Below are 13,847 nucleotides of genomic sequence, written 5' to 3'. Positions count from 1 at the left end.
TTCCTGCCTCACAGTCCGCCGAGGTTAATCTTGAGCAGGTAATCCTGCTTTTTCTCCATCTCTTCCTTGGACTGCTTGATGCTGGCGAACAACTGCTGGCCGTCGGAAGAGAGCGCCAGGCTGTTAGGCAATGCGCGGGTCGTGATGCTGTTTTTCACCCGGTAGCTGTTGCTGTCGACGATGCTGATGCGTTTGGCTTCGCGGTGGGTGATGTAAAGCTCGCTGCGTATCGGGTTAAATAACACCGCCAGCGCGTTGATCACGTCAATCTGGTGCAGGATTTTGCCGCTGTCGATATCAACAACCAGCACGTTTGGCAGGTCTGGATCGGTGATGAAGGCGCGCCCCGTTTTAGTATCGAGGCCGATGTTGAGGAAGAAGTGTTTTTTACTCGGTTCAACCACGACGCGTTTAAGGATCTTATGGCTGGTGGTATCCAGCGTAATCAGTTCGCCGCTGCCGTTGACGCAATAGAGATGGCCGCGTTCAGTATCCAGCGCAATGCCGGTTGGGTATTCACCCATGTTGCTCAGCGTCGCAATTTTTTCCCGCTTGGCGGTATCGATGATCCACAGCACGCCTTTCTGTGACGTGCCGGAGACATACAATCGCTGATTTTTCTTATCCAGCACCATTTCGCGTGTCGGTGTGAATTGGTCTTCTTTCATACTTTCGCTGAGCTCAATGGTGGCGAGTTCTTTGCCACTCCGGGTATCGATAACCGTGACCGAGCCGTCGACGGTGTTACCGATGTACAACAGGTGGCGTTGCTCATCGAGGGCGGTGGCGAAGGCGCGACGCTGGGTGGCGATATTGGCGTCGGTTGCCAGCGTGGACGGATTGACTTTAAAGACAATACCGCCGTTTTTTTCTTTGGCGAAGGAGGGCGTAGAGGCGGCAAACAGGGTGTTGCTGGTGCCATCAAAAGCCAGTTCATACAGGCCATGCCCGATAGGCTGGGTTTGGAATTGGCTCTCGGGAAGGTCAGCGGCCAGCGTTGAACAAGACAGCAGCAGCACAGCGGAAGCCAGTGCGCTGAGGGAGAAACCTTTACCTGAAGTGGATAGGTGCATCTTCATATACATTCCTTTACATTAACTTAGGATGCGCGAATGCTAATGATATTGATAATTAATATCAATATCATTTGTTGAGTGATGTAAGAGTGAGTTTGTTACTCATTGAAAAAAATGGGATTTATTTCTGACTATCACATTATTGTTCGACACTTTTTTGTAATGCGATGATTTTTGTTGAGATGTGATGTGAGAGGGTTTCCTACTTTGTATGCCAGTAACCTGTGAAAGACTGTAAATAAAAGTACAGCCAACAATGGCTAATGGGGTGATGCTTTTTGGATTGGCAAGGCTAAGCGCCAGGGTATTAAACCCAAGCCGGCGTGCCCAGATGCTGTCGGTTTAGATCTTTTATGCAGTGGGATTGACGGATTGATACCGGAAGGGAATAGCCAAGATTCGCCAGCGATCGGATAAGTACGAAAATGTGCACTACCCCCGGTTTTCGCGGGCGGCATCGTTCCCGAACCTCTTCACTTGCTCAAAAAACAGGCGTAGAATCCGCTTCGTCTATTAATTGAGGTTGTAAATTATTATGGTTGATCGTGAGTTGGGAAACTGGAAAGACTTCATCGATGAGATGTTAGGTAACTGACACTGCGGTGAGGTTGATAACAAGGTTGGTTTATTTGTCAGACATTGAAGCACCTTGGGAACGGAATACACGTTCGAGATAAAGCAGCATCGGTTTCCCGACGCTGCTTTTTTATGCCTGTTATTCCCCTTGGTCTTGCGTTTTGGCGGCTATCGCGTGCTTGCCGGGGAAGCGGCGGCGCACCAACACAAAGAACAAGGGCACGAAGAAGATCGCCAGCAGGGTCGCGGAAATCATGCCACCCATGACCCCGGTACCTACCGCATGTTGGCTGCCAGAACCTGCGCCGCTGCTGATGGTCATTGGCAGTACGCCGAAGATAAAGGCCAGCGAAGTCATCAAAATCGGCCTCAGACGCATGCGTGAGGCCTCCAGCGTGGCCGACATCAAATCCTGGCCTTTATGGTTCAACTCATTGGCGAATTCGACGATCAAAATGGCGTTTTTCGCCGAGAGCCCAATAATGGTGAGCATCCCCACCTGGAAGTAAACGTCATTCTCCAGCCCGCGCAGCCAGGTGGCCGCGACGGCACCAATCACCCCGAGCGGTACCACCAGCATCACCGAGAATGGGATTGACCAACTCTCATACAGCGCTGCCAGGCAGAGGAATACCACCAGCAGGGAAATCGCGTACAGTGCGGGTGCTTGTGAACCGGACAGACGTTCCTGATAGGACATAGCGGTCCACTCCAGGCCGAAGCCGGTCGGCAACTGGCTGACAAGTTTTTCCATTTCGGCCATTGCAGTACCGCTGCTGACACCTTCTGCCGCCTCGCCAACAATCTCCAATGCAGAGCTGCCGTTATAGCGTTCCAGGCGCGGAGAACCATATTCCCAATGGGACGTGGCGAAGGCCGAGAACGGCACCATGCCACCTGATTTGTTGCGAACGAACCATTTATCAATATCGCCAGGCAGCATACGGAACGGGGCCGCGGCCTGCACATAGACTTTTTTCACCCGCCCACGGTCGACGAAGTCGTTCACATAGGTTGAGCCCCAGGCCGTTGACAGGGTGTTATTGATGTCATCGATGGAAACGCCCAGTGTCTGTGCCTTGCGTTGGTCAATATCGATTTGCAGCTGTGGGCTGTCGTCCAGGCCATTGTGGCGGACTCGGGACAGCAGCGGGTTGGCGCTGGCCAGTTGCAACAGCTGGTCACGTGCCGCCATCAGTTTGGTGTGGCCCAGCCCGGCGTGATCTTCGAGTTCCATATCGAAACCGGAGGAGTTACCCAGACCGGTGATTGCCGGTGGGCTGCTGGCGATCACTCGCGCCTCATTAATCTTGTTAAAGGCTTTGGTGGCGCGATTGATGATGTCGAAAGAGCTATTGGCCCCCGAGGTGCGCAGATCCCAGTCTTTCAAACGAATAAACATACGTGCCACGTTCTGCCCATTACCGCCTGGCCCCGCACCAATGGTGGAGAAGACCGACAGCACGTCCTCTTTTTCTTGGGTCAGGAAGTATTGTTCAACCTTTTCCACCACCTTGGTGGTTTGCTGCAATGTGGAGCCTGGCGGTAACTGTACCTGCACGGTAAACACGCCGCGGTCCTCTTGCGGGAGGAACGAGGTTGGCAGCTTGATAAACAGAAACGCCATGCCGCCGAGCAGCAGCAGGTAAATTGCCATATAGCGCACGCTAAAGTGCAACACGCGCGCCACGCCACGCTCGTAGCGTGCGGCATTGCGGTTGAACATCCGGTTGAACCAACCGAAAAACCCGCGTTTGCCATGATGGTGGCCTTTGGCGATAGGTTTGAGCAGTGTGGCGCACAGGGCAGGGGTCAGAATCATCGCCACCAGCACAGATAACACCATGGCGGAAACGATGGTGATCGAGAACTGGCGATAAATTGCGCCCGTCGTGCCGCCGAAGAATGCCATCGGGATAAACACCGCCGACAGTACCATCGCGATGCCGACCAAGGCGCTCTGAATTTGCCCCATGGATTTTCGTGTGGCTTCACGGGGGGGCAGGCCCTCTTCGCTCATCACGCGTTCGACGTTTTCCACCACCACGATGGCATCATCCACCAACAGCCCGATCGCCAGCACCATGGCGAACATGGTCAGGGTATTGATACTGAATCCACAGGCGGAAAGAATGGCGAAGGTGCCCATGAGCACCACGGGGACCGCGATAGTCGGGATCAGCGTGGCCCGGAAATTTTGCAGGAACAGGTACATGACCAGGAACACCAGCAAAATGGCTTCCAGCAGCGTTTTCACCACATCCTTGATCGAGGCTTTCACGAACGGGGTGGTTTCATAGGCGACTTTGGCCTCCAGCCCGTGCGGGAAATACTGCGACAGCTCGGCGATTTTGTCTTTCACCAACTGGTCGGTTTGCAGTTCGTTGGCGCCGGAGGCCAGCTTGATGTTCATACCGGCAGCCTGCAGACCGTTATAGCGGCTGAGGAAGTTGTAGTTTTCGCCACCGAGTTCGATGGTGGACACATCACCGAGTGTGACCACCGAACCGTCCTGATTGACCCTCAGGGTGATTTTGCGGAACTGTTCCGGTGTCTGTAACTGGGACTGTGCATTAATTGTGGCGTTAAGCGCCTGCTTATCGACGGACGGTGTGCCCCCTAACTGACCGACCGCCACCTGCGCATTCTGGGACTGAATCGCCGTGACGACGTCCTGGGTGGTGAGCTGATAGCTGTTGAGCTTGTTCGGATCGAGCCAGATACGCATGGCGTATTGCGAACCGTAAACGTCCATGCTGCCCACGCCGTTGATGCGGCTTAGCGGGTCCTGCAGGTTGGAGACGATGTAATCGGCAATGTCCTGTTTGTCCATGCTGCCGTCGGTAGAAACGAAGGCCACCATCATCAACGTGGTGTCGCCGGATTTTGATACCGTCACGCCTTGGGTTTGTACGGCTTGCGGCAGGCGCTTAATGGCCGCCTGCAGCTGGTTTTGCACCTGTTGCATCGCTTCGTTGGGATCGGTGCCGGCTTCAAAGGTCAGTGTCACGGTGGCCTGCCCGGTATTGGTACTCTGCGACGACATATACATCATGTTGTCCAGGCCGGTCATATTTTGTTCAATGATCTGGGTGACGGTGTTTTCCAGCGTTTGCGCAGAGGCACCAGGGTAAGTGGCGCTAATGCGAACGTTCGGCGGCGCGAGGTTCGGATACTGTTCCACAGGTAATGAAAAAATCGCCAAAACGCCCGTCAGGCAAAGAATAATTGCCAGAACCCAGGCGAAAATCGGGCGATCAATAAAAAAATTAGCCATGCAGCGCGAACCTCGTTATGACTTGTTCTATCTTTAAGACGCATCGGCGTTGCGTTTCTCAGCGGCTGGGAAGGATTCCGGCGCTTATGCACTTTACTCGGGAAGGGGGAGTAAAGCGTGGAGAAAAAAAGGAGATAATGTAAATAACGGTAGTAGAAACCTGCAAGGACAGCGCTATTGTTGTTAAAACGGTCATTAAGACAATTTTATGACTATCAAGGGCCTGGCCGAACAGTGTGCCCGAAAAATAATCAGGACTCATATTTAAGCAGGAGCTTGGCATGGAAATTAACCCGGTATTTGCCCGTCGTCTTTATCTGTGCTGGTTGATCAGCCACAGCGAACGGCCAAACGTCCCACGTCTGATGGAGTTGACGGGGTGGCCGCGCCGTACCCTGCAAGACGTGTTGAAAGCCTTGCCAGGCTTGGGGGTCGAATTGCAATTTGTTCAGCAGGGTGTACGTAACAATGACGGTTTTTACCAGTTGGAAAACTGGGGGCCGATCAACAAGGGCTGGGTTCACCAGCATCATCAGGCGCTGCTTGCCGCCATCGAATAAAGGTTCCCCGGCGTGCCGGGGACGTCTTATTGACTCTTGTGCTCCAGATACATCACTGTCGCCGCCACGCGTGAACGCACATCCAGTTTGCGCAGCATGTTGCGGATATGCACCTTCACCGTCTCTTCAGAAATGTGCAATTGTGCAGCCACCTGCTTATTGGACATCCCGCGTGCGACTTCTTGTAATACGTCCAGCTCGCGTTCTGTCAGTTCGGCAAAGGGATCGTGCTGTTCGCTGCGGGACAACAGATAATCGGCCACCGCGTCGCTAATCACATTTTGGCCTTCCGCTGCGGCGCGAATGTGTTCCAGCAACTGTTCTGGTTCACTGTCTTTCAGCAGATAGCCGTCGGCACCGGCGTCGATCAGCGCATAAACATCGTTGCGTGAGTCGGAAACCGTCAGCACGATGATGCGTGCATCTACACTCTCATTGCGCAGTGCTTTCAGCGTGTCCAGGCCGGACAACCCTTTCATGTTCAGATCCAGCAGGATCACATCCGGTGTTTGTTGCAACGCAAACGTAATGGCTTCGTTGCCGTTGCTGGCTTCGGCGACTACCGTAAACAGCGGATCCAGCCCCAGCAGCTGTTTGATGCCCCGGCGCATCAGTGGGTGGTCGTCGACGATCATCACTCGGTAATTCTTCATCACCATGAAATATGCTCCCTGTAGCGAGTAAAGCCACTCAAACGTGCCGTGCAGCACGCTTCACAGTGGGACAGCCTCTTATAAAGTAGTGGTAATTGGCGCCACAAACATCCTTAAATGACCGTTAGACTTCGCTAAACCGTAACGAAGGGTGAACAGTCCTGATTTTATGGCGGGAATGTCAGCTGGACTTCCGTGCCCTCTGGCTCACCTCGCTGGATGCGCAGCGTTCCTCCCAGTCGCGCAGCGCGCTCGCTCATGATGGTCAGGCCATAGTGACCTTCTGGTTCACTCAGGCTGGCGATACCGCAACCGTCGTCTGCAATGCTAATCCTGTTGTCACCCTCGGCCGTCACGCCACAGCGAATCACGATCTCCCGTGCATCGGCATGTTTGATCGCGTTGAGTACCGCTTCGCGTACAATTTGCAACGCATGCACTTGCTGTTGGGCATTCAGCGCCTGGGAAGAAAGCCGACAGTGTAACTGAATCCGCGCGTCGGTAAGAACCTTTAATGGCGCCAGTAACTGGTCCAGTGCGGTATTTAAATCGGCTTCCTGAATGTTCAGGCGGAAGGTGGTCAGCAGCTCGCGCAATTGGCGATAGGCGTCAGCCAGCGCCTGATCGAAGTCATTGATAATCTCATGGGCATCCGGGGCGGTGCCCGCCAACGTTCGTTTGAGCAGCGTGAGTTGAATACGCAAAAACGACAGGGCTTGCGCGAGAGAATCGTGCAACTCGCGGGCGATAGTGGCACGTTCTTCCATCAACAAAAACTGCATGTGCTGTTTCTGCGCGCGGTTAAAATACACTCCGCGGCTCAGCATGTTGGCGACACTCTGCATCAAATGCGGGTGAGGGGGATGATCCTGATGTTGCCAACTCAGTTCGCCCAACGGCTTGTCGCCCTGGGTGATGATCAGCGTTTGCCAGTCCAGCGTCGTTGAGGGTGAGCCGCTATGCAGTTGCCATTCACTGAGGTTGTCCGCCACTTTTAGCTTGATGCAGTGCAGCTGTTCACTTTGACGCACGATGTGCAGGATTTGCTCAAAGGCCTGCTGATCTATTTGCCGTACGCTCAGCGCTTGCGAACAGTTGTACAGCACCTCCAGCGTTTTGTTCGCTTGCTGCAGGCGCTGGGTTTTCTCCTGCACTTTATGCTCGAGCGATCGATACAGCTTGGCCAGATCGCCAGACATGGCGGTAAAGGATTGCGAGAGTACCCCGAGTTCATTGGGCAGTTCAGTGTCCAGCGGCGGGTAATTAAAATCCCGTTGTTGTACGCGCTGGCTGGCTTCCACCAGGTGCTTAAGCGGTGTAACGACCTGGCGTCGCATAAAGCGGATACAAAACAGCACCAAACCAATGATAGCGATATACCCCACCACGCTGATAGCGGCCACGATGGTCAGTTTCAGTTCGGAATAACGCTGTAGCGCCAGCACAAAATGGTCAATCTGATTCACATAGCCGGCGATGTTGGCCTGATAGTCTGCCGCTTGGTCAGCCTGGATCTGCTGCGCAAGCGGTTGCCAGGCGTGTTGCAGAGACTGGTATTTTTCACGGACATCCGCAGGCACGTAAAAACGATCCAACTTTTGCAATACCGGGGCTTGCAGAGACTCTTGGTATTGCCGCAGATGCTGATTCTGTTCCGGGGCCTGTTGGGTAAGGTCGTACGCCAGTCGGTAGCTTTGCATACGCAGTGAGCCGGCAATGTTGACCGCTTCGGCGTCACGCAGGCTGTCAGCGACGGTAGTCAACGCCAAGCCAGTGGAGAGCACGGACAAAATGACAATGCAAAACAGCGCCTTGGCCAGGCTGCTGGTCACTGAACGTTTAACAAGCAATCATGCATCCTTTTCTCGCGTGCGATGGACATTGTGGAGTTTCATTCGAAAGCAAAATTATAACTTTTGCAACTAAAATGCGCGTGTCTCGCATTAAGTTGCCTGTCATGTCACCCATCAATAGACGTTATATAATCAAGTAAATAGCGACTAATTGGGAATAGTGTGGCTAAAAACGCAGAGCACCCTGTAATAGATTGATCTGGCGCAAACTCCCCCCGCATTTACCCCTTTAGGGTGATTATATACCCCCCGCGCTCCTTTTATCTTACCCCCGTCTTTCTCAAGGTTTATGTCTGTCATTTTTCACGTCATGGCGGCAACTGAACGTTCCTTGGCAACGGCAACAATAACAATACAAAAAACAGGTTCTATACCCTGCAGCTTGAAAGATGACGGGGATATTTACACGCGGTGGCGTGTTTGCAATGTCGAGGAAAAACAGCATGACCGTATTGTCACGACGCAAACTGCTTGGTGGACAATGGCGTCAGCCAACCGCTGCGATTCGCCCCCCGTGGTCGCGGCAAGAATCCCTTTTTATTGCGGGTTGTACCCGTTGTCAGGCCTGTGTTCAACACTGTGAAACGGGCGTCCTTATCGTCGGTAGCGGCGGCTTTCCTGAAGTGAATTTCCAGCGTGCAGAATGTACGTTTTGCGGGCTTTGCGCGCAGGCGTGCACGGAGCCGTTATTTCGCCCATTAACGGAAACGCCCTGGCAGCAACATGCGGTGTTCGCTAGCGCTTGCCTGGCGCAACAGGGCGTGGAATGCCGCAGTTGCCAGGATAGCTGTGAACCCCAAGCCATAGCGTTTCGACCTCGTCTGGGCGAGATGGCGCGACCGATGCTGGATGTGGCGGCCTGTAACGGTTGCGGGGCTTGTGTTGCCGGCTGCCCGGCCGGCGCTGTCACCTTAACCCGGAGCGAAAATAATGATGAATAACGAATGGCACGTCAGCGGGCTGGTGGTGCAGGCTCGACCGGAAAAAATCCCACGTCTGACGTCGGCCTTACTGGCAATAACGGACACGGAAATCCCGGCGCAGGATCAGGAGCACGGCAAATTGGTGGTCATCATGCAGGCCGCCTGTTCACATGCGCTGCTGGAAAAAATTGAGTCGGTACGCAATCTGGACGGCGTGCTGGCGGTATCGCTGGTTTATCACCAGCAGGACACTCAAGGTGAGGTAACGCCATGAAACTCAGTCGTCGAGACTTCATGAAAGCCAATGCTGCAGTCGCGGCTGCGGCAGCTGCCGGATTGACTATTCCCACGGTAGCACAGGCGGTAGCAAGCAGTGCTGACGCCATTAAATGGGACAAGGCGCCCTGTCGTTTTTGCGGTACCGGCTGCGGTGTGCTGGTCGGGACCCAAAATGGTCGCATTGTTGCCTCACAAGGGGATCCCGACGCAGCGGTCAACCGTGGGCTGAGCTGTATCAAGGGCTATTTCCTGCCAAAAATCATGTACGGCAAAGACCGTTTAACTCAGCCGCTGCTGCGCATGAAAGACGGTCAATATCATAAAGAAGGCGAGTTCACCCCTGTCAGCTGGCAGCAGGCTTTCGACGTCATGGCCGATAAGTTCAAGCAGGCATTGAAAGAGAAAGGGCCTGAGGCGGTCGGCATGTTCGGCTCCGGTCAGTGGACAGTATGGGAAGGCTATGCCGCAGCCAAATTGTTCAAAGCCGGGCTGCGTTCCAATAACCTGGATCCGAACGCACGTCACTGTATGGCGTCAGCGGTGGTCGGCTTTATGCGCACCTTCGGCATGGATGAACCTATGGGCTGCTACGACGATATCGAGCAGGCTGACGCCTTCGTGTTGTGGGGCTCCAACATGGCGGAGATGCACCCGATCCTGTGGTCACGCATCACCGATCGCCGTCTGAGCAACGAACACGTCAACGTGTCGGTGTTGTCTACCTTTGAGCATCGCAGCTTTGAGCTGGCGGATAACGGCATGGTGTTCACGCCGCAGACCGATTTGGCGATCATGAATTACATCGCCAATTACATTATTCAAAACAACGCAGTGGATCAGGACTTCCTGAATCGGCACGTCAATTTCCGCCGTGGGGCGACGGATATCGGCTACGGCCTGCGTCCGACGGACCCACTGGAAAAGGCGGCGAAAAACCCGGGCAGCGATGCTTCAGAACCGATGAGCTTCGAAGAGTATAAAACGTTCGTAGCGGACTACACGCTGGAAAAAACAGCGAAAATGAGCGGCGTACCGGAAGACCAACTGGAAGCGTTGGCGAAGCTGTATGCCGATCCCAACATCAAGGTCGTGTCTTACTGGACCATGGGCTTCAATCAGCATACCCGTGGCGTATGGGCTAATAACCTGTGCTACAACCTGCACCTGCTAACCGGCAAGATTTCCAAACCGGGCTGTGGCCCGTTCTCACTGACCGGCCAACCCTCTGCCTGCGGCACCGCGCGTGAAGTGGGCACGTTTGCTCACCGCTTACCGGCCGACATGGTGGTCACTAACGAAAAGCACCGTCAGACAGCTGAACAGAAATGGCAACTGCCGGCGGGCACCATTCCGGCAAAAGTCGGTTTGCATGCGGTGGCACAGGACCGTGCACTGAAAGACGGCAAGCTGAATGCTTACTGGGTGATGTGTAATAACAACATGCAGGCAGGCCCCAACATCAATCAAGACAGGATGCCGGGCTGGCGTGATGCCCGTAACTTTGTGGTGGTATCCGATCCTTATCCAACCGTCAGCGCATTGGCTGCCGATTTGATCCTGCCGACAGCCATGTGGGTAGAGAAAGAGGGGGCTTACGGCAATGCGGAGCGCCGCACCCAGTTCTGGCGCCAGCAGGTGAAAGCGCCGGGTGAGGCCAAATCCGATCTGTGGCAGCTGGTGGAGTTCTCCAAGCGTTTTACGGTGGAGGACGTGTGGCCAGCCGACCTGCTGGCACAGAAACCGGAGTATCGCGGTAAAACGCTGTATGACGTGCTGTTCGCTAACGGCGAGGTCAATAAATACCCGTTAACGGAAATTCCGGCAGACCAGTTAAACGATGAAGCGCGTGACGTCGGTTTTTACCTGCAAAAAGGGTTGTTTGAAGAGTATGCCGGTTTTGGCCGTGGTCACGGCCATGATCTGGCGCCGTTCGACAGTTACCATCAGGCGCGCGGCCTGCGTTGGCCCGTGGTGGAGGGCAAAGAGACGCTGTGGCGCTACCGCGAAGGCACCGATCCTTACGTGAAAACCGGAGACGCGGTGCGTTTCTACGGTAAACCGGACGGCAAGGCCGTGATCTTTGCGCTGCCATTTGAACCGGCGGCAGAGAGCCCGGATAGCGAATACGATCTGTGGTTATCCACGGGGCGTGTGTTGGAGCATTGGCATACCGGCTCAATGACGCGACGGGTCCCCGAACTGCACCGTGCTTTCCCGCAGGCGGTACTGTTCATTCATCCCCTGGATGCAAAAAGCCGCAATTTGCGTCGGGGAGACAAGGTCAAGGTGAAGTCACGCCGTGGCGAACTGATCAGCACAGTTGAAACCCGTGGCCGTAACCGTCCACCGAAGGGGCTGGTCTATATGCCGTTTTTTGACGCTGCGCAGTTGGTGAACAACCTGACGCTGGATGCCACCGATCCGCTCTCGAAAGAAGTCGATTTCAAGAAATGCGCGGTGAAGTTGGAGAAGGCGTGATGACGACCCTATTTTATTACCCAGGAGCCAAATAAAAATGAAAAGCCCTGTTGTGAAAAAGACGCTTACCCTGTGGGTGACCCTATTGTCGCTGGCGTTCGCCGGCCTGGCGTTTGCCGCCGGTGATGTCGATCTCAGTCAGTCACCGGAAGTGTCCGCCACCGTGGGTGGGCCAATTTCAATGCCGAAACAGCAGGAACGGATGGCACTGAACTATGTCAATCAGCCGCCGATGATCCCGCATAGCGTGGAGGGGTATCAGATCAGCAAGAATACCAACCGTTGCCTGCAGTGCCACGGAGTAGAACATTACCGCACTACCGGTGCCCCGCGTATCAGCCCGACGCACTTTATGGATCGAGACGGCAAAGTATTGAGTGACGTCGCGCCGCGTCGCTATTTCTGCTTGCAGTGTCACGTACCGCAAACCGACGCGGCGCCTATTGTCGGCAATGATTTCCAACCCATGCCGGGCTTTGGGCATTAAGCGGGGAAGATATGAGCGAACGCAAACATACGACGACTGAAAAAAAGCCCGGGTTGTTACTGCGGCTATGGCGCTGGTGGCGCAGACCAAGCCGCCTGGCGCTGGGTACGCTGCTGCTGTTGGGTTTTGGCGCCGGGATTATCTTCTGGGGTGGTTTTAATACCGGTATGGAAGCGGCGAATACCGAGCAGTTTTGCATCGGCTGTCATGAAATGCGGGAAAACGTCTATGAGGAGTACATGGGGACGGTGCATTACAACAACCGCAGCGGTGTGCGTGCGACCTGCCCGGATTGTCACGTGCCGCATGAGTGGGCGCCCAAAATGCTGCGCAAGCTGAAAGCCAGCAAGGAGTTGTATGCCAAGGCATTCGGCTTGATCGACACGCCACAGAAATTTGACCAGCATCGGTTGGCGATGGCGAGTAACGAATGGGCGCGAATGAAGGCCAACGATTCGCAAGAATGCCGTAACTGCCATAATTTTGAATTTATGGACTTCACCGCGCAAAAAACGGTAGCGGCAAAGATGCACGACAAAGCGATCACCGAGGGGAAAACCTGTATCGATTGTCACAAAGGCATCGCCCACAAGCTGCCGGATATGCGCGACGTCCCTAACGGGTTCTAACGCAGGTAGCCGTAAAAACCCCGTCGCTCTGCATGAGCCGCGGGGTTTTTTGTTGCAAATCCGTTGTCACTGCGGGGCTTAATCGCGGTATCATTTTTGCGTTTCAGCTAACGGAAAAGAAGAAGGGTTCATGTCCGCGAAAATTGAGAATGTGAAGAAAGAGCTGTTATCAGATAACTGGTATGTGCTGCACAAATATACTTTTGATTTGAAGCGTAAGGATGGCGGTTCCGTTCAGCAGATGCGTGAAGTTTACGATCGTGGCAATGGCGCAACCATTTTGTTGTACAACCGTGCCAAGGGTACCGTAGTGCTGACGAATCAGTTCCGTATGCCGACCTACGTGAACGGTAACGAGAGCGGCATGCTGCTGGAAGCCTGTGCAGGCTTGCTGGATGCTGACTCGCCGGAGCAATGTGCGCGCCGTGAAGCCGTGGAGGAAACCGGTTTTCAGGTTGGCGACGTGAAGAAGATTTTCGAAGCCTATATGTCCCCGGGCGGCGTGACGGAGATCGTGCATTTCTTTATTGCTGAATACCATGACAACGAACGCAACACGTCCGGTGGCGGTATCGAAGACGAAGATATTGAAGTGGTGGAGTTGCCGTTCACCGACGCGGTGGCGATGATTGCCGATGGGCGGATTAAAGACGGCAAGACCATTATGTTGTTGCAGTACCTGCAAATTCACCGAATCATGGATTAAAAAAATCAGCATCGCCGTCATGTTTGTCAGCGCGCGTTTTTTATAGCGCTAGTGAAGCTTTCGGTCGATAAAGGTCAGAGGTTTTGTTCCTGCGTTCAGCGTCTTCAAGGGCGATGAACCCCGAGCTCGTATCAGCTCCATCACTGTTGTTCAAAATACAACGCCAAGAAAAAGCCCGGCAATGTGCCGGGCTTAGGATCACGCGACAGGGCAGGGCTTATTTCAGCAGTGCCTGCGCCTTGGCCACCACGTTTTCCACGGTGAAGCCGAACGCTTTGAACAGCTGTTCTGCCGGCGCCGACTCACCAAAGGTGGTCATGCCCACGATAGCGCCGTTCAGGCCCACGTAC

Annotated in this window: 13 protein-coding genes; 8 read left to right on the top strand and 5 right to left on the bottom strand. The window is 54.3% G+C overall.

The window, feature by feature from the left end; translation table 11 throughout:
- Positions 1-8: 8 nt before the first annotated feature.
- Positions 9-1,079: a 7-bladed beta-propeller protein YncE gene (yncE, locus tag AC2FC2_RS20170; RefSeq protein ID WP_490659786.1), complete on the bottom strand. Its 1,071-nt coding sequence runs from the start codon at positions 1,077-1,079 to the stop codon at positions 9-11.
- Positions 1,080-1,611: 532 nt separating this feature from the next.
- Here yncE and ypfM point away from each other — a divergent pair.
- Positions 1,612-1,671 carry a protein YpfM gene (ypfM, locus tag AC2FC2_RS20165; protein ID WP_100396732.1) on the top strand — a complete coding sequence of 20 codons (60 nt, stop codon included), beginning with the start codon at positions 1,612-1,614 and terminating at the stop codon, positions 1,669-1,671.
- Between the two features lie 120 nt (positions 1,672-1,791).
- Here ypfM and acrD read toward each other — a convergent pair whose 3' ends face one another.
- Positions 1,792-4,929, bottom strand: coding sequence for a multidrug efflux RND transporter permease AcrD (acrD, locus tag AC2FC2_RS20160; protein WP_209638156.1), 3,138 nt, complete (start codon positions 4,927-4,929; stop codon positions 1,792-1,794).
- 281 nt (positions 4,930-5,210) lie between these two features.
- Between acrD and AC2FC2_RS20155 the strand changes: the two genes are divergently transcribed.
- Positions 5,211-5,489: a winged helix-turn-helix domain-containing protein gene (locus tag AC2FC2_RS20155; RefSeq protein WP_017893610.1), complete on the top strand. Its 279-nt coding sequence runs from the start codon at positions 5,211-5,213 to the stop codon at positions 5,487-5,489.
- 26 nt (positions 5,490-5,515) lie between these two features.
- Here the strand turns inward: AC2FC2_RS20155 and narL are convergent, their stop codons facing one another.
- Together narL and narQ are read right to left on the bottom strand one after the other, a co-directional pair.
- A complete protein-coding gene (gene narL / locus AC2FC2_RS20150) occupies positions 5,516-6,148 on the bottom strand; it encodes a two-component system response regulator NarL (RefSeq protein ID WP_209638155.1) in 633 nt (210 codons plus the stop codon).
- Positions 6,149-6,309: 161 nt separating this feature from the next.
- The gene (gene narQ / locus AC2FC2_RS20145) at positions 6,310-7,992 is read right to left on the bottom strand and encodes a nitrate/nitrite two-component system sensor histidine kinase NarQ (protein ID WP_404760768.1); all 1,683 of its coding nucleotides are present in this window, start codon (positions 7,990-7,992) and stop codon (positions 6,310-6,312) included.
- Positions 7,993-8,438: 446 nt separating this feature from the next.
- On the opposite strand from narQ, the gene napF reads away from it, so the two are divergent.
- The 6 genes from napF (at position 8,439) to nudK (ending at position 13,497) form a co-directional block, all read left to right on the top strand.
- The gene (napF, locus tag AC2FC2_RS20140) at positions 8,439-8,936 is read left to right on the top strand and encodes a ferredoxin-type protein NapF (protein ID WP_490308235.1); all 498 of its coding nucleotides are present in this window, start codon (positions 8,439-8,441) and stop codon (positions 8,934-8,936) included.
- Positions 8,926-9,192 (top strand): chaperone NapD, encoded by a 267-nt coding sequence (napD, locus tag AC2FC2_RS20135; RefSeq protein WP_265555452.1) that lies wholly within the window; start codon positions 8,926-8,928, stop codon positions 9,190-9,192. Before napF ends, napD begins: the two co-directional genes overlap by 11 nt.
- Complete coding sequence (gene napA, locus AC2FC2_RS20130) at positions 9,189-11,675, top strand: nitrate reductase catalytic subunit NapA (protein ID WP_490659785.1); 2,487 nt, start codon at positions 9,189-9,191, stop codon at positions 11,673-11,675. The genes napD and napA overlap by 4 nt, the downstream gene beginning before the upstream one ends.
- A 37-nt stretch (positions 11,676-11,712) precedes the next feature.
- Positions 11,713-12,162: a nitrate reductase cytochrome c-type subunit gene (gene napB / locus AC2FC2_RS20125; RefSeq protein WP_404760771.1), complete on the top strand. Its 450-nt coding sequence runs from the start codon at positions 11,713-11,715 to the stop codon at positions 12,160-12,162.
- Positions 12,163-12,173: 11 nt separating this feature from the next.
- Positions 12,174-12,791 (top strand): cytochrome c-type protein NapC, encoded by a 618-nt coding sequence (gene napC, locus AC2FC2_RS20120; RefSeq protein ID WP_209638142.1) that lies wholly within the window; start codon positions 12,174-12,176, stop codon positions 12,789-12,791.
- 130 nt (positions 12,792-12,921) lie between these two features.
- The gene (gene nudK, locus AC2FC2_RS20115; RefSeq protein WP_209638141.1) at positions 12,922-13,497 is read left to right on the top strand and encodes a GDP-mannose pyrophosphatase NudK; all 576 of its coding nucleotides are present in this window, start codon (positions 12,922-12,924) and stop codon (positions 13,495-13,497) included.
- Positions 13,498-13,714: 217 nt separating this feature from the next.
- On the opposite strand, the gene AC2FC2_RS20110 is transcribed toward nudK, so the two are convergent.
- The coding region (locus AC2FC2_RS20110; protein ID WP_490659850.1) for a transketolase-like TK C-terminal-containing protein at positions 13,715-13,847 on the bottom strand (133 nt) is incomplete at its 5' end.

The organism is Serratia sp. CoH_122_TC_1 (assembly GCF_058191755.1).
Note: the sequence above shows the minus strand (reverse complement) of the source record. Positions and strands in the feature narration are given on the sequence as shown.